This is a genomic window from Halalkalicoccus sp. CGA53, assembly GCF_036429475.1.
In the GTDB taxonomy this organism is placed as follows: Archaea; Halobacteriota; Halobacteria; order Halobacteriales; family Halalkalicoccaceae; genus Natronorarus; species Natronorarus salvus.
Map to the genome: position 1 here is coordinate 2,695,852 of NZ_CP144125.1, position 20,722 is coordinate 2,716,573.

At 68.5% G+C, this 20,722-nt stretch carries 21 protein-coding genes, 1 tRNA gene and 1 pseudogene; 17 read left to right on the top strand and 6 right to left on the bottom strand.

The features are described 5' to 3' along the window. Nucleotides 1-51: 51 nt before the first annotated feature. Nucleotides 52-2,076, bottom strand: coding sequence for a hypothetical protein (locus tag V2L32_RS15590; protein ID WP_331233413.1), 2,025 nt, complete (start codon nucleotides 2,074-2,076; stop codon nucleotides 52-54). 105 nt (nucleotides 2,077-2,181) lie between these two features. Here V2L32_RS15590 and glyA point away from each other — a divergent pair, with 105 nt between their 5' ends. Continuing rightward, complete coding sequence (glyA, locus tag V2L32_RS15595; RefSeq protein ID WP_331233415.1) at nucleotides 2,182-3,429, top strand: serine hydroxymethyltransferase; 1,248 nt, start codon at nucleotides 2,182-2,184, stop codon at nucleotides 3,427-3,429. Here the strand turns inward: glyA and V2L32_RS15600 are convergent. Both V2L32_RS15600 and V2L32_RS15605 read right to left on the bottom strand, forming a co-directional pair. Next, complete coding sequence (locus tag V2L32_RS15600; protein ID WP_331233417.1) at nucleotides 3,420-3,965, bottom strand: DUF6789 family protein; 546 nt, start codon at nucleotides 3,963-3,965, stop codon at nucleotides 3,420-3,422. The genes glyA and V2L32_RS15600 overlap by 10 nt on opposite strands. 83 nt (nucleotides 3,966-4,048) lie before the next feature. After that, a complete protein-coding gene (locus tag V2L32_RS15605; RefSeq protein WP_331233418.1) occupies nucleotides 4,049-4,780 on the bottom strand; it encodes a DUF7117 family protein in 732 nt (243 codons plus the stop codon). A 238-nt stretch (nucleotides 4,781-5,018) separates the two neighbouring features. On the opposite strand from V2L32_RS15605, the gene V2L32_RS15610 reads away from it, so the two are divergent. From V2L32_RS15610 to V2L32_RS15625, 4 genes and pseudogenes are all read left to right on the top strand, one after another. Continuing rightward, entirely contained in the window at nucleotides 5,019-5,165 is a 147-nt protein-coding gene (locus V2L32_RS15610; protein ID WP_331233419.1) for a hypothetical protein, read from the top strand. 241 nt (nucleotides 5,166-5,406) lie between these two features. Further along, nucleotides 5,407-5,694 carry a PadR family transcriptional regulator gene (locus V2L32_RS15615; protein ID WP_331233420.1) on the top strand — a complete coding sequence of 96 codons (288 nt, stop codon included), beginning with the start codon at nucleotides 5,407-5,409 and terminating at the stop codon, nucleotides 5,692-5,694. A 58-nt stretch (nucleotides 5,695-5,752) separates the two neighbouring features. Beyond that, a complete protein-coding gene (locus V2L32_RS15620; RefSeq protein ID WP_331236625.1) occupies nucleotides 5,753-7,084 on the top strand; it encodes an aminotransferase class III-fold pyridoxal phosphate-dependent enzyme in 1,332 nt (443 codons plus the stop codon). Between the two features lie 69 nt (nucleotides 7,085-7,153). Then, nucleotides 7,154-7,603: pseudogene (locus V2L32_RS15625) on the top strand (GNAT family N-acetyltransferase); the annotation flags it as partial. Between the two features lie 89 nt (nucleotides 7,604-7,692). On the opposite strand, the gene V2L32_RS15630 reads toward V2L32_RS15625, so the two are convergent. After that, nucleotides 7,693-7,893: a hypothetical protein gene (locus V2L32_RS15630; RefSeq protein ID WP_331233422.1), complete on the bottom strand. Its 201-nt coding sequence runs from the start codon at nucleotides 7,891-7,893 to the stop codon at nucleotides 7,693-7,695. Between the two features lie 128 nt (nucleotides 7,894-8,021). Between V2L32_RS15630 and V2L32_RS15635 the strand changes: the two genes are divergently transcribed. The 8 genes from V2L32_RS15635 to V2L32_RS15670 all read left to right on the top strand — a co-directional run bounded on the left by V2L32_RS15635 (nucleotide 8,022) and on the right by V2L32_RS15670 (nucleotide 14,387). Further along, entirely contained in the window at nucleotides 8,022-8,729 is a 708-nt protein-coding gene (locus tag V2L32_RS15635) for a CAP domain-containing protein (RefSeq protein WP_331233423.1), read from the top strand. Nucleotides 8,730-8,767: 38 nt separating this feature from the next. Beyond that, nucleotides 8,768-9,520, top strand: a complete 753-nt coding sequence (locus V2L32_RS15640; protein WP_331233424.1) for a hypothetical protein — start codon at nucleotides 8,768-8,770, stop codon at nucleotides 9,518-9,520. Between the two features lie 40 nt (nucleotides 9,521-9,560). Beyond that, a tRNA-Ser gene (locus V2L32_RS15645) sits at nucleotides 9,561-9,644 on the top strand. 373 nt (nucleotides 9,645-10,017) lie between these two features. After that, nucleotides 10,018-11,202, top strand: coding sequence for a pyridoxal phosphate-dependent aminotransferase (locus V2L32_RS15650; RefSeq protein WP_331233425.1), 1,185 nt, complete (start codon nucleotides 10,018-10,020; stop codon nucleotides 11,200-11,202). Then, the gene (locus tag V2L32_RS15655) at nucleotides 11,199-12,638 is read left to right on the top strand and encodes an amidohydrolase family protein (RefSeq protein WP_331233426.1); all 1,440 of its coding nucleotides are present in this window, start codon (nucleotides 11,199-11,201) and stop codon (nucleotides 12,636-12,638) included. Before V2L32_RS15650 ends, V2L32_RS15655 begins: the two co-directional genes overlap by 4 nt. A gap of 71 nt (nucleotides 12,639-12,709) precedes the next feature. After that, entirely contained in the window at nucleotides 12,710-13,162 is a 453-nt protein-coding gene (locus V2L32_RS15660; RefSeq protein WP_331233427.1) for an SHOCT domain-containing protein, read from the top strand. Then, nucleotides 13,159-13,635: an SHOCT domain-containing protein gene (locus tag V2L32_RS15665; protein WP_331233429.1), complete on the top strand. Its 477-nt coding sequence runs from the start codon at nucleotides 13,159-13,161 to the stop codon at nucleotides 13,633-13,635. Before V2L32_RS15660 ends, V2L32_RS15665 begins: the two co-directional genes overlap by 4 nt. Next, nucleotides 13,632-14,387 carry an alpha/beta fold hydrolase gene (locus V2L32_RS15670; protein WP_331233430.1) on the top strand — a complete coding sequence of 252 codons (756 nt, stop codon included), beginning with the start codon at nucleotides 13,632-13,634 and terminating at the stop codon, nucleotides 14,385-14,387. The genes V2L32_RS15665 and V2L32_RS15670 overlap by 4 nt, the downstream gene beginning before the upstream one ends. Before the next feature lie 55 nt (nucleotides 14,388-14,442). Here V2L32_RS15670 and V2L32_RS15675 read toward each other — a convergent pair whose 3' ends face one another. After that, a complete protein-coding gene (locus tag V2L32_RS15675) occupies nucleotides 14,443-14,898 on the bottom strand; it encodes an SRPBCC family protein (RefSeq protein WP_331233431.1) in 456 nt (151 codons plus the stop codon). A gap of 189 nt (nucleotides 14,899-15,087) precedes the next feature. On the opposite strand from V2L32_RS15675, the gene rqcH reads away from it, so the two are divergent. The 4 genes from rqcH to V2L32_RS15695 are packed head-to-tail and all read left to right on the top strand — an operon-like array spanning nucleotide 15,088 to nucleotide 19,904. Beyond that, the gene (gene rqcH / locus V2L32_RS15680; protein WP_331233434.1) at nucleotides 15,088-17,190 is read left to right on the top strand and encodes a ribosome rescue protein RqcH; all 2,103 of its coding nucleotides are present in this window, start codon (nucleotides 15,088-15,090) and stop codon (nucleotides 17,188-17,190) included. A gap of 37 nt (nucleotides 17,191-17,227) precedes the next feature. Next, on the top strand, nucleotides 17,228-18,151 hold the full coding sequence (locus V2L32_RS15685) for a DUF4013 domain-containing protein (protein ID WP_331233435.1): 924 nt from the start codon (nucleotides 17,228-17,230) through the stop codon (nucleotides 18,149-18,151). 41 nt (nucleotides 18,152-18,192) lie between these two features. After that, nucleotides 18,193-18,792: a DUF4013 domain-containing protein gene (locus V2L32_RS15690; protein ID WP_331233436.1), complete on the top strand. Its 600-nt coding sequence runs from the start codon at nucleotides 18,193-18,195 to the stop codon at nucleotides 18,790-18,792. Nucleotides 18,793-18,836: 44 nt separating this feature from the next. Then, nucleotides 18,837-19,904, top strand: a complete 1,068-nt coding sequence (locus V2L32_RS15695; protein WP_331233437.1) for an mRNA surveillance protein pelota — start codon at nucleotides 18,837-18,839, stop codon at nucleotides 19,902-19,904. 7 nt (nucleotides 19,905-19,911) lie between these two features. Here V2L32_RS15695 and V2L32_RS15700 read toward each other — a convergent pair whose 3' ends face one another. After that, on the bottom strand, nucleotides 19,912-20,652 hold the full coding sequence (locus V2L32_RS15700) for an MBL fold metallo-hydrolase (protein ID WP_331233439.1): 741 nt from the start codon (nucleotides 20,650-20,652) through the stop codon (nucleotides 19,912-19,914). Nucleotides 20,653-20,722: the final 70 nt, after the last annotated feature.

Sequence of the window (20,722 nt, forward strand, 5' to 3'; positions counted from 1 at the left end):
TGCGGGTGTAGCCGCATCAGCCCCCGAGAGCCGCTCGGAGGGCCGATTCCGTCATATCCGATCGCTTATCTCTCCGACGAGATCGGCCGGCCAGCGGAACGTCCCGTCGTGGATAACCGGGAGCGACGTCGCCGATAACGTCGAGAGAAGTCCCGCCCTGCCGGTCGTCCACTCAAGCCCGGATTCCGACAGGTCCGCCGACGGAAGGCGGAAACTGGAGCTGTCGACGGCGGTGCCGACCGCCGTCGAGATGGCGGGTTCGTACGTCACCGCGTAGCTCCCGTCGCCGAGGGGGTCGACGTGGAGCACGCCGGTCTCACCGGTGGACCCGGTCAGCGCGTGGGTCCCGTCGCCGACGACGGCGTAGTTCTTCCCCATCATGATCCGTCGCCGGGCGAGTTGCATCGCCTGGTCGATCGAGAAGCCATAGACGAGCAGCCGCGCGAACGTCGTTCCGACGGTGACCGCCTGTTCGTTGAGCACCGCAGAGAACGTCACGCCGCCCGCGATGCTCCCGCGTTCGATCAGCCACCGGCCCTCCTCGAAGCTCCCGCAGGCGTTCAGGAAGAACGTCTCGGCGTTCGACTCGGAGAGCGTCGACAGTGGGAGGTGACCGTCCGAACAGCGAAGCCCCTCTCGCTCGCAGTGGCCGATGTAGTGGACGAACGTGCTCGGACGTTCGAACACCCGCGCGAGCTCCTCTCGCGTGAGCGCGTCGTGGACGGTCACCTCGACCGGGAGTCGATCGGCCTGGCTCTCGTAGATCTCGACGGCCTCCGCGACCTCCGCGGCCATCTCCGGGTCGTTGCCGACGACGACGAACGAGAGCCGGTCGTCGGCCCGGTCGATCGAGAGCGCGTTCTCGAACGCGTCGGTCGAGGCGTGGAAGACGTCGATCGGTATCTCCTCCCCGAACCAGGCGTGCGAGCGGCCCGCGCCGAGCATCGGAGTGACGACGTCGACGGAGGCGACCTCGCTCTGACGCCGGAAGAAGTCGGTCAGCGACCGCTGGAGTAGCTCCTTGCTGTCGAGCGGCCCGACCCTCGGGCTGTGGACGAGACTCATCCGGTCGAGGAGGTGGCTCAACGCCTCGACCCGCTCTACCTCCGGGGGGAGGTACGACGAGACGGGCCACTCCGCGGGTTCGACTCCGCCCTCCGGGACCGAGAGATAGGTTTCAAGGCGCGCTACGGGTGACAGACGCCTCACCGAGCGTGGGTCGAGATCCAGTCCGTCGAGGTCGGTCCCCGGAAAGGGGTCGATCGACCTGACGAGCCCGTCGAGGTGGACCAGCCGTGCGAGCAGCGACGCGACGGCCGATTCGAGCTCGTCGGCCGGTCCGAGCGGGTGGTCGATCCGCCCGTCGGTCGATCGGATCGTGGGCTCGCCGACCGGGGCGACGCGTACCCGTGCCTGGAGGTAGTACGCGAGCGGTGCGAGCGTGTAGAGGGTCCCGACGTCCCCGGGGACGTGGAGTTCGATTCCGGTGTCGTGGGTGGTCGACTCGACCGATTCGGGGACCTCGGTCCGCTCCCCGAGGACCACCCTTGGTGGGTGACCACGGAGCGCCGGGAGCGACTTCGCGGGTCGGCTCGTCTCGATCCGACAGTGGAGATGCGAGAGCGCGCACGCGAGACCCTCCACCGTCGGGGCGACCGTGATCGTCGCGTCGGGTCGGTCCCGGACGCCCCTGAAGCCGAGGGTGACGTGCCGCGGTTCGTCGAACGAGAGCGAGAGCGCCTCGCCGGGCGCGCTGACCGTCGCCGCACCCTCGAAGCGGACCGCCGTCGGGATCGGGGCGTCCACGTCGAGGAGGTACGGTTTCGGGGGCAGCGCGTGGTGTGAGTGGTGATCGACCGGGAACCGATCGGTGCCGCCGTAGCAGCTGGTCGCCGCGAGCGGCCCCAGGACCGAGAGCCGCGTCGTCCGCCCGGTGACGGTCACGTCGGCCGGTCTGGGGAACGTTCGCTGGCGCTGTGGCGACGCCGCGGTCCAGTCGGGCGAGACGACCTCGAGCGTTACGGATCCCCGATCCGAGACCCGGAGCCCCGTCGCCGTCGCCTCCCAGTCGATCATATGACGACATGGTAAACTCTTCTCCAGGTCTTATATGTGTGTCGCTAGCGCACTCCGCTGTCCGTCCATCGGTAGCTTTTACCCCGCGCTGGCCGACCCACTCGCATGAACCACGACGCGGTACGCGCCGTCGATCCAGCGGCGGCGGACGCCCTGGAGGCGGAGGTCGAACGGCAACGGTCGGGTCTCCAGATGATCGCCAGCGAGAACCACGTCTCGCCCGCCGTCATGGACGCGCAGCGAAGCGTGCTCACGAACAAGTACGCCGAGGGCTACCCCGGAAAGCGCTACTACGCGGGCTGCGACCACGCCGACGAGATCGAGCGTCTCGCGATCGAACGCGCGAAGGAGCTCTGGGGCGCCGACCACGTCAACGTCCAGCCACACAGCGGCACACAGGCGAACATGGCCGTCTACTTCTCGGTGCTCTCCCCGGGAGACCGGATCCTCTCGCTCGACCTGAACCACGGCGGCCACCTCAGCCACGGCCACAGGGCGAACTTCGCGGGCAAGCTCTACGAGGTCGAGCAGTACGAAGTCGACCCCGAGACGGGCACCATCGACTACGACGCGCTCGCGGAACGAGCGGAGGCGTTCACGCCGGACGTGATCGTCTCGGGCTTCTCGGCGTACCCCAGAGCGGTCGACTTCGAGCGGATCCAGGAGACCGCCGACGCGGTCGGGGCGTACCACCTCGCGGACATCGCACACATCACGGGGCTCGTCGCCGCGGGCGTCCACCCCTCGCCGGTGGGGATCGCGGACTTCGTCACCGGGTCGACGCACAAGACGATCCGCGCGGGCCGCGGCGGCATCGTCATGTGCGACGAGGAGTACGCCGACGCCGTCGACGCGGCGGTCTTCCCCGGCGCGCAGGGCGGCCCCCTCATGCACAACGTCGCCGGCAAGGCCGTCGGCTTCGAGGAGGCGTTACAACCCGACTTCCGCGAGTACGCCGAGGCGGTCGTCGCGAACGCCCGCGCGCTGGGCGAGTCGCTCGCCGACCGCGGGTTCAAACTCGTCTCCGGCGGCACCGACACCCACCTGATCCTCGTCGACCTCAGGGAGTCACACCCCGAGGTCACGGGCGGCGAGGCCGAGGAAGCGCTCGAATCGGTCGGGATCGTCCTGAACAAGAACACCGTCCCCGCCGAGAGCCGGAGCCCGTTCAACCCGAGCGGGATCCGGGCGGGGACCGCGGCGCTCACCTCCCGCGGGTTCGACGAGGCCGACTGCCGGACGGTCGGCGACCTGATCGCCAGCGTGATCGAGAACCTGGAGGACGAGGCCGTCCACGAGGAGGTCGCGAGCGAGGTCGAGACGCTCTGTGCGGCGAACCCGCTCTACGAGTGATCCTCCTCGTAGCCGTACTCCCGCTCGGGATCGCTTACGCCCTCGGTCCGGGAGCCGACCCAGGCACCGAGCGCGAGCCCGTAGACGAGGTGTGCGGCGTGAAAGAGCGCGAGCTCGTCCGGGTCGAGTTCGATGTCCAGTAACGACTTGAGCATCACCTGCGAGCCGAACGCGGAGAGCCCCATCCCGAAGACGGCGCCCCAGACCAGCCCGCGCTGTTCGGGTTCGATCGAACGTTCGGCGGTGAGCAGCGAGAACAGCCCGCCGAAGACGGCACCCGCGCCGATCCCGTAGCCGGCGTGGAGCAACAGTCCGATCAGGGGGTAGTCCTCCGGCTCCCCGTTCCCCACGTACCGCGCCCAGAAGTTCGCCGACGGCGGCAGCGAGCGGAGCAACGGCAACCGGAACGCCGTCATGACGAACGTGGCGACGGCGCCGCCCTGTACCCCTCGGGCGATCGTTCCGGGGAGCGACGCTCGGCCCCCGGAACCCGCTGGCTCGCGATCCGATCCGATCGACGGGATGAGGTCGGTCATCGTCGCCCGTTTTCCCGTACAGCACTTAACTTCGTCCCCGGCAGCGCCTTCGGTACCGAAACCGGGACCGATACCGCGGGGCGTCAGACGATGCGATCGAGGCGCTCTTCGGCTCGCAGAAGCGCGGCCTCGTCCTCCTCGGTCAGATACCGCGTGAGGTCCCGGACCGCCTCGACGAGTCGGTCACCGGTGTCCGGATCGACCTCGCCGTCGAGCGCCTCGATCCGGCGACGGTGATCGCCGATCCGGCCGAGCAGTTCGTCGACCTCGACCGCTCCCCCCTGCTCGTCGAGCCACCGGCGAAGGTCGCGACGGTACTCCTCGACCGCGCTCGCGCACGCGAGACCGCGTGCGTGGTACATCGACTCCGGTACCTCCTCCACGGACGGTCGGTCGCCACGGTCGGCACCCCGTAGAAGCGAGAGGAGGTAGTACTCCTCCATGTCCTCGGCACCCGAGAACCGTTCCGGCCGGATCGAACGGTCGTAGCCCTCGATCGCGTAGCGAAGCTCCGTCGCTGCGAGGTAGGTCCCGTCGAGGGGGAGCAGGGCGCCGGAGTCGACGAACCCTCGCGCGGTAGTGTACTCGCGACAGCGGCGGACGATGTCGCCGGCGACATCCCCGAGCGACTCTCTGTCAAGTCCGGCCCTGATCGGGGTGAGGTCGAACTCGGCGATCCCGTCGGTGTGGAGCGCCCGTTCGCCGACGCCGGTGCTTCGCATCCCGCCGCAGGACGGACAGCTGATCTCGCCCGTCTCGTAGTACGACCACCGCTCGCCGCAGTCGGCGCACACGCGACGACCCCTGACCTTCATACCGGTCGTTGGGCGGAGAGCGGGAAAACCTGCACGACCGACGCGGTTCGGACGGACGCGGTCGAACCAGGTGTAGATCGGGGTCTCCAGACCGAGAGCTCCCGGACCGAGTCTACCGTTCGCAACGGTCCGGGCTCTCCTTCTCGACCGCCAGCTCGAGAGCCGACAGGTTCTCACGACGTGTGGGCTGGACGGTCGGACCCCGGATTGATCACGTCCCGGCACCTACCCCACACCCATGCGTGACGAGGCCGAGATCAGAGAGCAGTACGAGTACCTCGCGGAGCAACTGGAGAGCGACGAGATGAACCACGAGGGCGTGCGGCAGATGTTCACCTACTACAAGCGAGCGCTCGGCTGGACCCTGGAGGAAGAGCATATCTGAGCCCTCGCCGGTACATTTATGTGGGATGCACGTCACTGTGTAGATGACGCTTCGCTTTGGAGGGCCGAAGCGTCAGCGGGGACCAATTCAGGGCGGCAAGCGCGCACGCGGGACTCTTTTGCCCCGCGTGCGTTGCTTCCATTTGCGACCGACCACCGACACGCCGAGCGTTAGGTCCGTAGCCCGGTTTTCCGGCATACTTATCAGCCATGAGAGCAAACACCATGCTAGGGGATCCGGGATGTATGACTTAACGGGGTTTCAGCGGGACTTGCTGTACGTGATCGCCGGTGAAGAGGAGCCACACGGCCTCGCGATCAAGGAGGAGCTCGAACGCTACTACGAGACCGAGGTCCACCACGGCCGGCTCTATCCGAACCTGGACACGCTCGTCGAGAAGGGGCTGGTCGAGAAGGGCGAGCGCGACCGGCGGACGAACTTCTACCGACTCACCGGACGCGGCCATCGGGAGATCGAGGCCAGACGGGAGTGGGAGGCACAGTACCTCCCGGGCCTGACGGTCGAGTGAGGTTTGCCCGGCGGACGAACCGCTTAACCGACCGCTCTCCGTACGCCGGGTGATGACGCTGGAACGCGACACAGCGGAGCCGGACGTCCGGTCGATGCCGGGCGAGCGCGCGAGGAAGTGGGCGGCTCACCACCGGGAGGCCGCCGCGACGAGCACCTACGTCTACGATTTCGTCTGGGACGTCACCGCCGACGCCGAGGGTCCCTTCTGTACCGACGTCGACGGAAACGTCTTGCTGGACTTCACGAGCCACGTCGCCGCCGCCCCCCTCGGCTACAACAACCCGAAGGTGATGGACCGGGCGAGGGAGTTCAACCTGATCGACCCCCTGAAGATCGCCGGTCAGGACTTCTACGTCGGCACGCCGGAGGGACCGGAGAAGACGTCGGTTCCGGGCCCGACGCAGCTCCAGGACCGCCTCGTCGAGCTGACGGGCCACTACGGGATGGACACGGTCTTCCTCTCGAACTCCGGAGCCGAGGCCGTCGAGAACGCGATCAAGATCTGTTACGACCACACCGGCGGCAGCCGGGGGATCACGTTCCAGGGTGGCTTTCACGGCCGCACGCTCGGCGCACTCTCGCTCAACCGCTCGAAGGCGGTCCATCGACGGGGGTATCCCGAGATCCCGGGGATCACCGCGGTCCCCTACTGCGACGACAGCGGCTGCACCGCCGAGAGCTGTTCCTGTGGCTTCTTCACGTCCAGGCCGACGTTGCGCGAGATGCTCTCGGAGAGCGGCAACCTCCCGCCGGAGGACGTCGCCTACCTGATCGTCGAGCCGATCCAGGGCGAGGGCGGCTATCGCTTCCCGAGCGACGCGTTCATAGACGAGGTGGGCGAACTCTGTTCGGAGTACGGTATTCCACTGATCGCCGACGAGATCCAGACCGGCCTGGGTCGGACCGGCGAGATGTGGGGGTCGGATCACTACTCGCTCGAACCGGACGTGATCACCGGGGCGAAGGGGCTGCGTGTGGGTGCGACGGTCGGTTCCTCGGACGTCTTCCCCGACGAGGAGGCACGGATCTCCTCGACGTGGGGTGCCGGCGACGTGATCTCCTCGTTCTACGGCGTCTGCACGCTGGACGCCATCCACGAGTACGACCTGATGGCGAACGCCGTCTCACGCGGAACGCAGACGATCGACCTGCTCTCCGATGCCGACCCCGAGTCGGTCGTCGACGTCCGGGGGAAGGGGCTGATGCTCGCCGTGGAGTTCGACACGAAGGAGACACGCGACGCGGTCGTGGAGGCGGCGATGCACCGCGGACTGCTCACGCTCGCCTGCGGGTACAAGACGCTACGAGTGCTCCCACCGCTCGACGTCACCGAGCGCGAGATCGGGATCGGCGTCGATCTCCTGCTCGAGGCGATCGACGACGTCTGACTCGTCGGACGTGTCGACCTTCAGGCACGACGGCTCGAATCCGAAACGAAAACGAGCGTTCGCGAAGCGACCGCCGGAGACCGTCGAGCGATCGCCGCGCTCCACGAGGCGTCGATCCTCGTGTTCGGGCCGGAAGCGTACTCTCGGGAGGAGGTCGAGGCGTGGGCCAGCGGTAAGGAACCGGACGGGTATCCGATCGACGAGGACGGGTCGTATCTCGTCGTCGCCGAGCGCGAGGGGACGGTCGCCGGTATCGGGCACCTGGCCGTGGAGGACGCCGAGGTTCGTGCGGTCTACGTCGATCCGGACCACGCACGCCAAGGCGTCGGAACGGCACTGCTCGAAGAACTGGAGTCGGAGGCGAGAGGCCGGGAACTCGAGGAGCTCTCGCTGGTCGCCTCGCTGAACGCGGTCGGGTTCTACGACCGGCTGGGCTGGGAGCGCGCCGAGTCGGCGACACACGAGACGAGCACTGGGACCGAACTCGACTGCGTCACGATGGAACGGAGTTTCGGCTGATCGACGGGTGACCTCGCGGCGCGGTCGCGCGACCGCGCCGCGAGGGGGAGCGCTGGCCCGCCCGGTAGTCGGTCGGTTCGCAGCGGCAGCTACCAGTACGGGTTCGCGATCCAGCGGCGCCCGCGCGCCCCGAGTGCGACCGCTCCGGCGAGGAGGGCGACGAAGAGGAGAGTCGTGACGAGCGCGGCGGGACCGTCGAGCGTCTCGGTCAGCAGGACGACGACCGAGCCGAGAACGAAGACGGCGATCCCTCCCGACAGCACGGCGACGAGCGGGCGTTCTAGGTGCACAGTCACGGCACGGACCGGGGGGTGATAAACGGACGGCTCCGGGTGCTTATGTTCGCTCGGCCCGAACGTTACCCCGTGAGGAGGGGCCATCGGACGGGTCGTCGAGGAGGCGGACGGGTGAGCGGGCGATGATTCGGCCCGTCGTCGGCCTGTTGGTCCGGCTGATCGGTGCCGTCGTCACCCTCGGGTTCGTGCTGTTTCTCGCGCTCGGACTGCTGTTCGCGGCGAGCGCGTTCGGGGTCGTCGACACCGGCGACCTGCTAGATAGCGGCCCGATCGGGGATCTCGCACCCGGCGATGAGTCCGACGTGGAGGTCGTCTGGGACGTCCCGTTCGCCTCCGGGGGTGAGCCGCCGTCGACGCCGCATCCGGGCGACCCGGGTGCCTCGACCGGCGGACAGGGCGAGGAGCGACTGGACTCGACGGCGATCGAGCGCGCGGTCCACGACCGGACGAACGAGGTCAGAGGGGAACACGGGATCGGAGCCGTCGAGCACGACGACCGGATCGCGAACGTCTCGCGCGCACACAGCGCGGACATGAACGACCGGGAGTACTTCGACCACGTCGATCCCGACGGGCAGACCCCCGGCGACCGGATGAGCGACTTCTTCCCCGGGCACTGTCGGGCGGTCGGCGAGAACCTCGCGATGATCTCGACGACGCCCGGCGACGACGTCGACAGCGCGGCCGACCGGGTCGTCGAGGGCTGGATGAACTCGCCGAGCCACCGCGAGAACCTGCTGACCGAGGAGTGGGACTCGCAGGGCATCGGCGTCTACGTCACCGACGACGGCCGGGTCTACGCCACCCAGAAGTTCTGTGACGTCCGCTGATCGCCGGGTTTAGGGGTCCGTCGGTCCGAGTCGTGGATATGACGACGATCGCCGTCCTCGCCGACCCGCCGCGGGATGGACTGGTCTTACCGCGACTCCCGGAGACGAGTCCGCTCTCCGCACCCGAAGTGACCGACCTCTCGATCGCGATGCTCGCCGACGCGCTCGTGGCCGCCGATCGGAGCGGGGGCGACCTCCTCGTGAACTACCGGCCGGACGACCTGCTCCCCGGACGGTTCCAGACGGGCGATGGCTCGGCAGAGGAGGAGGTTCGGGACCTCACGGAGAGCGTCCTCGACGAAGAACCACGCGTGGAGGTCCAGGTCGGCTCGACCCTCTCGGCACGGGCGGGAAACACGATCACGCACCTGCTCGACCGCGAGGAGGTCGCCTCCGCGGCGGTCGTCCGCCCGAACGCGCCGTTTCTCCTCCGGGCGACCCTCGACAGCGCGGCGATGAAACTCCGCCGGAGCGAGGTGGTGCTCGGGCCGTCGTCCGCCGGACGGGTCGCGTTCGCGGGGTTCGGGAGTCCGATCGACTTCGAGGACGCGCTGGGGGGTGTCGAACTGGAGACGCTGACCGAGCGGGGTGTCGAGGCGGGCCACGAGGTCGACTTCCTCCCGATGTTGCCGACCGTCGAGACCGGCTCCGACCTCGCGACGCTCGTCTCTATGGTCCGAGCGCACTCTGCGGCCGAGCGGATCGTCCCGACGTACACGGCGGCCTGGGTCGAGGAGAGCGGGCTCTCTGTGGAGATCGACGAGGGCGAGCCCCGACTGGTTCGCGAGTAGTCGAAGTCTTCTTGCCTGCGCGGGCTGAACCGGGAGACGCGGTGGGGTGGCAGAGTGGACTAATGCGCCTGCCTTGAGAGCAGGTGGCCGAGAGGCCGCATGGGTTCGAATCCCATCCCCACCGCGTTTCCGCGAGGCACGTTCGACGAGCGGAACGCGAGGACGGTGGCGATTCGAAATAGACCGGACGTGCTCGCTTCGCTGCGCGCGTCCGGGCGTGGTTCGAATCCTATCCCCACCGTGAGAGCGCGGCGCACTCTCGCGCCGCGCGGTCCCGTAACGGATGGGTTCGACGTACGGAAGACGCAGCGCCGAGCGGAGCGAGGCGATCGTCTTCAGGTGGTTCGAATCCCATCCCACCACACCTGCGACGAACGGGGGTGAGGAGCGACGCAGAGACAGTTGGATTCGAATCAGAGAGCGAAGGGAGCGCGAGCGTAGCGGCAACCCACCGCCGACTCGCGAACGCTTAGGCCGGCCCGACGTGAGGATGAGCCATGACACTTCGAAACGAAGACGGTCGGCTCGCGAGTCGCGCGCGTGAGATCGACCGTTCGGTCATCCGCGTGATGTACGACATGGCCGACGCCCACGAGGGGGAGCTGGCCAGACTCGAAGTCGGCGAACCGGACTTCGACACCCCCGAACACGTCGTCGAGGCGGCGTTCGAGGCCGCACGGTCGGGCGAGACGCACTACACCCCGAACGCCGGCATCCCCGAGCTGCGCGAGGCGATCGCCGACCGGTACGGAGAGGAGGACGTCCCCGTCGATCCCGACCGCGAGATCGGCGTGACGACCGGCGCGATGGAGGCGCTTCACCTCGCGATGCTCACTGTCGTCGATCCGGGTGCCGAAGTGGTGATCCCGACGCCCGGCTGGCCGAACCACGCGACGCAGACCCGACTGGCGGGTGGCGCCCCGGTAGAAGTGCCGCTCCCGGCGGACGAGGGGTTCGCGCTGGATGCGGAAGCCGTGACTGGGGCGATCGGTGCGGGGACCGTGGCGGTCGTGCTCACCCGGCCGTCGAACCCCACCGGGCGGGTGTTCGATGTCGAAACGGTTCGGGAGGTCGCAACGGCCGCCGCAGAACACGGGGCGTACGTGATCGCGGACGAGGTCTACCGCGACCTGGTCTACGAGGGTGACGGGAGACCGATCGCCGCGCTCGTCGAGGAGGCCGAGAACGTGATCACGGTCGCCTCCTGCTCGAAGACCTACGCGATGACCGGCTGGCGGGTCGGTTGGCTCCTCGCTCCCGAGGCGGTCTCGGAGCGGGCGAACGCGATCCACGAGAGCACGACCGCGTGTGCGTCGAGCGTCGGCCAGCACGCGGCGCTCGCCGCGCTGACCGGACCGGAGGGGCCCGTGCGGGAGATGAGGGCCGAGTTTACCGAACGCCGTGAGTACGTGACCGAACGTATCAAGGACCTGCCGGGGATCACCGCGCCGACCCCGGAGGGCGCGTTCTACGCCTTCCTCGACGTGCGCGAGTTCGGCGACGACACGCTCTCGATCGCCACTACCCTCCTCGAGGAGTACGGCGTCGTCGTCGCCCCCGGAACCGGCTTCGGCGAAGTGGGCGAGGGGCATCTCCGGGTGAGCTTTGCCGCCGGGATGGAGGAGTTAGAGCGCGGGTTCGACGGGATCGAGGCGTTCGCACGCGCGGAGGCTCCTCGATGACGATGGACCTCGCTATCACCGGCGCGCTGGTCGTCACGATGGACGAGTCCCGCGGCGGCCTCGGGATCGTGGACGACGGAACGGTCGGGGTTCGAGACGGGGAGATCGTCGCCGTCGGTTCCGGTCCCGAAATCGACGCCTCGGACGCGAATCGGGTGATCGACGCCTCCGGCCGAGCGCTCCTCCCGGGGTTCGTGAACGCGCACACGCACACCACCCACACGCTGGTGAGAGGCGGTGCACAGGACGTCCCCGAGATCGAGTGGATGAACGGCGCGCTCGGACCGATCGCGCGGCAGATGACGTCCGAAGACGAGGTTGTCGGTTCGCGTCTCGGCGTCTGTGAAGCGCTTCTCTCGGGGGTTACGACTTTCGGGGAGTACACGAGCGGTGTGGGGAGACTGGTCGAGGAGGTCTACCGACCGCTCGGGGTTCGCGTCGCGGCGACGGAGACGATCAACGAGGTGAGAGAGGAGCGCGAGGGCCTCGGCCCGTGCGAGCCGTACCCGTTCGAGAGATCGAAAGGCGAGAGGGATCTGGACCGGGCGGAAGCGCTGTTCGAAGAGTACGGGGCGGAGGCGCTCGTGACGCCGGTCTACGGCCCGCAGGCGTTAGACATGATCTCGCCGGGGTTGCTGGAGGAGATCTCGGCACGGGCCGACGAGCGCGACGCGTCGATCCACATGCACGTCGCCCAGGGCGAGCGCGAGCACCTCCAGATCGAAGCCCGCTACGGTGCAGGCGAATCGACCGTGAGTGCGCTCTCCGATCTGGGACTCCTCGACGAGCGGTTGATCGCGGTCCACTGCCACGGGGCGACGCCGGCCGAGCGCGAGCGATTGGCGGAGGCGGGTGCTCGATACATCGGCTGCCCGAGTTCGATCGCCGCGATCGACGGGATCACCCCACCAGTCGCCGAGTTCCTCTCCAACGACGCGCCGGTCGGTATCGGCACCGATCAGGCGCCGGGGCCAGGTGGCCATAGCTTCCTCCGGGAGCTCAGGACGTCGAGCCTGCTCGCGAAGACCGATTCCTCGGATCCCACCGCGCTCCCCGCCTGGACGGCGCTTCGAGTCGGGACGATCGGTGGGGCGAGAGCCCTCGGTCTCGGCGACGAGATCGGAACGATCGAGGAGGGAAAGCGGGCCGACCTCGTTCTCTTCGATCTCGGTCGCCTTTCGGTCGCGCCGACGGTCGACCGGCCGCTCCACACGGCGATCCCGAACCTGCTCTACGCCGGTGGGGGGAGTGCGGTCGAGACGGTGTTAGTCGACGGGGAGGTCGTCGTCGAGGAGGGATCGGTCGTGGGGGTAGACGAGGCGGAACTGGTCGCGGAGGCGACCGAGCGGGCCGAACGGGTGTTCGCGGGGGCGGAAGCCGACTGGCGGGCCGCCGGGTCGGCACTGGTGAGCGCGAGCGACGAGGGCCGGCTCTGACGGCGATCGCCTCCACCCAGGAGGGACCCGGCTACGGATGAGCTTTTAGTACCCGCCGACAGACAGGGCGTATGCGAGAGCACGGACCGCGCGAGCGGCTCAGGGAGAACGCCACCGGCGTCGCCTCGACCGTGGTCACTGGCGTCTGGCTCGCGGCGCTGTTCACCGGACAGGGCTGGTGGCTCGCCGCGCTGCTCTTCGGCTACGTCGTCGTCGTGCCATTGGTCGCGCTCCTCTACGGAGACGAGGGGGACAGACACGAGTGGTGGGACGACTGGTGGGGCGAGGAGTCCTGGGAGGAGTGGTGGGACGACCTCTGGGGTGAGGAGACGGACGAACCCGAACACGAGACCGAGCCGAACCGTCGGGACGCGCTCGAAACCCTCAGAGAGCGCTACGCCCGCGGCGAACTCACCGACGAGCAGTTCGAGCGAAAACTCGAGTACCTGCTGGAGACCGAGACGCTCGAGAGCGTCGAGGATCGGTACAGAGAGCGCGAACGGATCGCCGAGTACGATCGATGAGCGAGCCGTTCTCACCGAAGGAACGACCGACCGACGCGGCGTTCTTCCTCGTGCTCGCCGCGACGCTCGCGACGGTGCTCGTCGGGTTCGGCCCGTCGTTCGCGGTGCTCGCGATCGGGTTGCTCGTCGTCGTCCCGGCGGTCGAACTGCTCTGGGGCGACGGGAAGAGCAAACTCTGGGACGAGGGGCTCTGGGACGAGCACGTCGGCGACTGGAACGGGTGGGGGCTTCCCGGCGACCGACCCGACCGGCTCATGCGCGGCGAGACCGACGGCGAGCGTACCGATGCTGTCTCGGCCGAACGTACGGTGCAGCCTGGCTCGAAGCGCGAGGAACTGGCGCGGCTCAGAGAGCGCTACGCGGTGGGAGAGATCACCGACGCAGAGTTCGAACGCGAGCTCGAACGACTGATCGACGTGGACTCGCGGGAAGACGAACGGGAACGATCCTACCTGCCCGAGACGGAGCGATGAGCGACGGCGGGGGTCGAGACTGGCGGCGGCTCGGGATCGCGTTCGCGCTCTGTCTGATGGCCGTTCTCGGCGGCGTCGTTCTCTACTTCGCAGTGCCGTACGACGCGGAACCCGAGGCGGCCGCGGCAGTAAGCGAAAACGACGCCGTAGTGATCGAGGAGCGTGGGGGTGTCCACGTCCTCTCGCCTGCGGGGGACGAAGCGACGACGGGACTCGTCTTCTACCCCGGCGCACGGGTCGATCCGGAGGCGTACGTCCCGACGCTCGCGCCGCTTGCGGAGGCAGGGGTGCTCGTCGTGATCCCCGAGATGCCGCTCAACCTGGCGTTCTTCGACAGCGGGGCGGCCGCCGATCCGATCGCCGAGTTCGAGACGGTCGACCGGTGGTACGTCGGCGGCCACTCGCTCGGCGGCGCCATGGCCTGCCGGTACGCCGCCGCGAACCCCGACGAGGTCGAGGGAGTGGTCCTCTACGCCTCCTACTGCGATCGGGACGTCTCCGACACCGAGCTCGCGGTCCTGAGCGTCCTCGGGACCGAGGACGGCGTGCTCTCGGCGGACACCGAACGGGAGAACCGGGACCTACTGCCTGCTGAAGCAGAGATCGTCGAGATCGGGGGCGCGAACCACGCCGGCTTCGGCGCCTACGGCGAGCAGTTCCGGGACGGCGAGGCGACGATCGGCGACGAGGAGGCACGGGATCGGATCGCGGCGGTCACCGTTGACTGGTTCGAGAGGCGTTCCGACCGGTAGTGGGTCACCCGACGACGCGAGGGAACGACCGACCCGTGACCGGGACTCTCCGGGATCAGGCTGCCTGCTCGGCCTCCGCTTCCATCTCCAGGAGCGCCTTCAGGTTCTCCAGCGTTGCCTCGATCTCTCGCTCGTTGTACCGCCTCGCGACCGGTTCGAGCACCCTGTTCAGCACCCTCGACGGGAGGCTGCTGTCGAGTTCGTAGGTGAAGCGCGTCCCGCCGTCTTCCTCCTCGAACCGGTATCTGACCTCCCCCTCGACGTCGCCGCTCATCTCGTAGACCCGTCGTGACGGCGGGTCGAACGTCACGTCCTCGAACACGATGTCGTTGGAGATGCCGAGCATCTTGAACGTGACCTCCCCTTTCGTCCCGCCGTTCGGTAGCTCCTCGACGTCGCGCACGTCGTGCAGGCTGGGCATGACCTCCCGGTGGTTCTCCGGGACCGCCATGTACTCGAACACCCGTTTCCGCGACTCGTCGATCCACACGTCTCTCTCGATTCGTACCATCTTTCTTCCTTCGTCGCCTCGCGCCGGGACTCCCGGAGACGCGTGAGACGATCGAAGTCCCTGACGGTCTCAGACGAGATAGTGGTTGTCGCTCTCTATTCGGACAGTATCTCGCTGGACGGATCACACCAGGTGGTGGGTGGGCCGAGAGAGCGACACGCCTTTCGCCCGCGGCCGTTCACCTCCCCCATGGACGCGAAACGGGAGATGACGAGCGTCGACCTCGCGGCGCTCGTCGGCGAGCTTCGCAGCTACACCGGCGCGAAGGTCGACAAGGCGTACCTCTACGGCGACGACCTCCTCCGGCTGCGGATGCGCGACTTCGATCGTGGCCGGATCGAGCTGCTGATCGAGGTGGGCGAGGTGAAACGGGCGCACCTCTCTGACCCCGAGAACGTCCCCGACGCACCGGGTCGACCGCCGGAGTTCGCGAAGATGCTCAGAAACCGGATCTCCGGCGGGGACTTCGCCGGCGTCGAACAGTACGAGTTCGACCGAATCCTCACCTTCGAGTTCGAGCGCGAGGACAGGAACACGATCGTCGTCGCCGAACTGTTCGGCCAGGGCAACGTCGCGATCTGTGACGGCACGATGAAGGTCCTCGACGCGCTCGAGACGGTCAGGCTCAAGTCGCGGACGGTCGCACCCGGGGCGACGTACGGCTACCCCGACACGCGGGTGAGCCCGCTCTCGATCGAGTACGAACGGTTCGAGGCGATCATGGACGACTCGGACACCGACGTCGTCCGGACGCTCGCGACGCAGTTCAACCTGGGTGGACTCTACGCCGAGGAGCTCTGTACCCGTGCGGGCGTCGAGAAGACGCTCGCGATCGCTGAGGCCGACGAGGAGGCCTACGAGCGTGTCTTCGACGCGCTCGCCCGACTCTCCGAACAGATCGGTAACAGGGAGTTCGAGCCGCGGGTCTACTACGAGGAGGGGCGACGAGTCGACGTGACGCCGCTCGCGCTCAGCGAGTACGAGGACCTCGAGTTCGAGAGCTTCGAGACGTTCACGCGAGCGCTCGACGACTACTTCACGAACGGGGAGACTGACGAGGAGGCCGTCGAGAAAGAGGAGGGGCCCGACTTTCGGGCACAGATCGAGCGCCAGCAGCGGATCGTCGACCAGCAGGAGGGTGCCATCGAGGGTCGCGAGGAGGAGGCGGCGAAGAGGCGCGAACGGGCGGAAGCGCTCTACGCGAACTACGACCTGGCGAACGAGGTGCTCACGACGGTACGGAACGCCCGTGCCGAGGACCGGCCGTGGGACGAGATCGAGACCACCCTCGACGCCGGTGCCGAGCGGGGGATCGAGGCGGCCGAAGCGGTGAGGGGAATCGACGGCGAGTCGGGGACCGTGACGCTCGACCTGGGCGAGCACGACGTCACGCTGGTCGTTCGCGACGGCGTCGAGAAGAACGCAGATCGGCTCTACACCGAGGCGAAGGAGATCGAGGCGAAGGCCGAGGGCGCCCGCGACGCGCTCGCGAACACCCGTGCGGAGCTGGCGTCGCTGCGCGAGCGTCGCGAACTGGCTCGATCCGGTGGGCCGACCGAACCGGACGGGCCGGGAGAGGACGACGACGAGGATTCGGAGATCGACTGGCTCTCGCGGTCGTCGATCCCGGTGAGGAAGGGCGAGGAGTGGTACGAGCGCTTTCGCTGGTTCCACACCTCCGACGACTTCCTGGTGATCGGCGGCCGGAACGCCGACCAGAACGAGGAGCTGGTGAAGAAGTACGCCGAACGCGGCGACCGCTTCTTCCACACGCAGGCGCCGGGCGCACCCGCGACGCTGCTGAAGGCGACCGGCCCGAGCGAGGCGTCGAAGGAGATCGAGTTCCCCGAGACCTCGCTGGAGCAGGCCGCCCAGTTCGCCGTGTCGTACTCCTCGGTCTGGCGCGACGGCCACTTCGCGGGCGACGTCTACGCCGTCTCGCCCGATCAGGTCTCGAAGACGCCCGAGAGCGGCGAGTTCGTCGAGAAAGGTTCGTTCGTGGTCCGCGGCGAGCGGACCTACTACGAGGACACGCCGGTCGGCGTCGCGGTCGGGATCCAGTGCGAGCCGACGACACGGGTTATCGGCGGGCCGCCCGCACCGATCACGGAGCGCGCCGAGAGCTCGATCAGGATCGAACCGGGTCGGTACGCGGTCGACGACGCCGCGAAACGGATCTACCGCGAGTTCAGAGAGCGCTTTGCCGACACGACCTTCGTCAGGCGGGTCGCGAGCCCAGACCTGATCGCACACTTCCTCCCGCCCGGCGGCAGCCGGATCGTCGACGAGTAGCGAAATTTATACCGACGCTATCCGAATCGTGACGCGAATGCTCGGTGAGGCCGTCGAGTTCCCCGCCCGGGGCGAGCGTGCGCTCGCCACGCTCCTCGTCGGCGGGCTCCTCTCGTTTCTCGCGGCGACGCTCTGGGCGGTCGGAGTGGTGCTCTCGGTCGTGCTGATCGGCCTCTTCGTGCTCCCGCTCGCGCTCGTCGCGAGCGCGCTCCTCCGTGGCTACTACGTCGCGGTCCTCCGTTCCCGGATCGGCGGATCGGGAGAGCCCCCCGAGTTCGCCGACTGGTCGCGGCTGCTCGCGGACGGTCTCTCGGGACTGGTCATCGGCGTGGCGTACGCGATTCCGATCCTCGCGCTCGCCGTCGGGTTCGTGCTCACGCTCGTGAGCGCGGACCTCCTCCTCACCGGGGTGAGGGCCGACGCGGTGGTGACCGCCACCACCGTGATCTCCCTGGGGGCGATCGGGATCGCGCTCGTCCTCTACGGCTACCTCGAACCGATCGCGCTCTCGGTCTACGCCCGCGAGGGGCGTCTGGGCCCGGCGTTCTCCCCGAGCGAGGTCGGTCCCGTCGCGCTCCGCCCGGTCTACCTGGTGGCGTGGCTGTTCGCGGCCGTGGTCGCGTTCGTCGGCTACGCCGTCGCGCTCCCGCTCACCCCGTTCCTGATCGGGTTCGGTCTCCTCTTCTACCTCGACGTCGTCCGGTACGCGCTCTACGGGGCGGGGATCGAGCGCGCGCTCTCCGAGACCGGTCCGGATCGCAGGGTGAGCGAGGCACCGATCGCCGCGTCGGGGTTCTCGCCAGCGACGGACCGTGTCGCCCATCCGGGTTCGAGAGGGTCCGTCTCCTCCGAGGCCACCGACTCCGGCGAGGGTGCCGGGGGCCGATCGGTCGTCTCGGCGCGGGATGAAACCGAGGAGTCCGAGCGGGACTGGCCGGACTGGGACCCGGCCGAGCGGTGAGGAGACGCCACCCATTTCACGACCGACGGATAACCGGAGCTATGCTCGGCGAGGCGCTCACCTACCCCCGGCGGGGTGACGACTGGATCCGGCGGACGTTGCTCGGGGGGCTCTGTATCCTCCTCGGAGTCTTCGGGCTCCCGCTGCTCCTGCTCGCCGGCTACGCGCTCCGGGTGCTCGACCGACCGGATAGGGGCGAACCGCCGGCGTTCGGCGACTGGTTCGACCTGTTCGAGGAGGGTGCCCGTGCGGTCGTCCTCGCGTTCGCCTACACGCTCGTCCCCGCGGTGGTGCTCACGTTGTCGGTGCTCGCCGCGAACGCGGGGTTCGGAACGCTCGGGGGCCTCCTCGCCCTCTCGACGCTAGGACTCTACCTCCTCGCCCTCTACGTCCTCCCCGTCGGACTGCTCCACTCGTATCGCGAGGGGACCCTCGGCGCGTCGCTCGATGTCGAGCACGTTCGGTCGACCTGTCTCGACGCCCGGTACGCCAGGGCGTGGGCGCTCGCGGCGGCGCTCTCGCTCCTCGGCCTGCTCGCGACGGTGTCGCTGGGGCTCGTGATCGTCGGCGGGTTCGTCGGGTTCCTCATCTTTCTGGGCGCCTGGCGGGCGCTCTCGCTCGGGATCGCGGCCGTCGAGTGAGCAGAGTGCGACACGCACTTACCGTCGGCGGGTAGAGATCCGGCATGCGAATCACGAGCCGGGGCCGCGTCGAGGGAGGGCGCGAGCGGGTCACGCTCGTCCCCGAGACGCTCGACGACCTCTGGCACCTGAACTACGTCCTCGAACCGGGCGACCACGTCTCGGGTGACACGACCCGTCGGATCACCCGGGACGACGACGCGCTCAGGGACACCGGCGGCGAGCGCGAGCACCTCCACATCACGATCGAGGTGGAGTCCGTCGAGTTCCACAAGTTCTCGAACCGGCTTCGGGTCGCGGGCGTGATCGTCGGCTGCTCGCGCGAGGATCAGCTCGGCGCCCACCACACGCTGAACGTCGAGGAGCGCGCGGAGATCACCGTCGAGAAGCGGTTCAAACCCGACCAGAACGAGCGGCTGGAGGAGGCGGTCGCAGCCACCGAGAACCCCGACGTCGCCATCGCCACGGTCGAGGAGGGCGCCGCCTACGTCCACACGGTCGCCCAGTACGGCACCGAGGAGTACGCCTCTCTCGCCGGTCCGACGGGGAAGGGCGAGTTCGCCCGCGACCGCTCGGAGCTGTTCGCCGAACTCGCGACCGTCCTCTCCCGTCTGGACGTGGACGCGATCATCCTCGCCGGGCCGGGCTTCACGAAGGAGGACGCGCTGAAGTACGTGACGGAGAACCACCCCGATCTCGCCGAGGGGATCAGGACGGTCGACACCTCCGCCGTCGGGGACAGGGGTGTCCACGAGGTGCTCAAACGCGGCGCGGTCGACGAGGTGCAGGCCGAGACGCGCATCGCGGAGGAGGCACAGCAGATAGACGAGCTGATGAGCCGGATCGCGCAGGGGGCGAAGGCGGCTTACGGGATCGAGGAGGTGGCGAAGGCGGCGGAGTACGGCGCGGTCGAGACGCTGTTGATCGTCGACGAACGCCTGCGAGCCGAGCGCGCGGGCGACGGTGACTGGGGGGCCGACGCCGACGAGCTCGTGACGACGGTCGAGCGCCAGGGCGGGGAGGTGACGGTGTTCTCGAGCGAGTTCGAGCCGGCGAACCAGCTGGAGAACCTGGGAGGGATCGCCGCACTCCTCAGATACCGGTTGCAGTAGCCCTGGGTCAGCCGATCTCGACCGTGAGCCCGTCGCTCGCGACTCGCACCTCGCCGTCGTAGTACTCCGAAATCGAGTCGAGGAGGTCGTCCTCCCGGCCTTCGGTGTGCGGGAAGAGGTGCGTGAGGTAGACCCGGCCGACCTCGATCTCCAGGTCCGAGAGGAGTTCGCCGAGCACGCTCGGCGTGGTGTGACCCTCGACCTCGACGTCGTCCGGGAACGAACACTCGTGGACGAACACCGCGGAGCCGTCGGCGAAGCGGACAAGCCGGGCGACGGCCTCGCTGTCCGCGCCGAACGTGAACCGGTCGTCGAACCGGTAGGCGAAGCACTCGATCGAGTGTTCGGTCCTGCGGCTCTCGACGCCGAAGCCGGCGACCTCGAACGACTCCTCCGTTATCTCGCGGACTGAGACGTCGAACCGCCCTTCGAGGTAGCCGTGTGCCTCGAAGAAGCCCTCGACCATCGCCGCCGTCCCCTCCGGACCGACGACCTCGGGCATCGGCTCGTCGTCGATCCACCGCGCGACCAGCAGCGGCAGTAGGTCGGAGACGTGATCGAGGTGGAGGTGGCTCAGTAACACCGCCGAGATCCCCCCGTAGCCGACGTCGGAGGCCGCCAGTCGCTGGAGGACACCCGAGCCACAGTCGAGCAGCAGGTGGCGGTCGTCCTCGCTCACGAGCAGGCCGGCCTGGTAGCGCTCGCCCGTCGGCAGCGCGCTCCCGGTCCCGAGGAAGGTCACCTTCATGTCCCTGTGGGCGGCTGCTCGCCCCAAAAACGCTTCGAGCGCGTGCACGTGCGAACGCTCTTACGGGTGT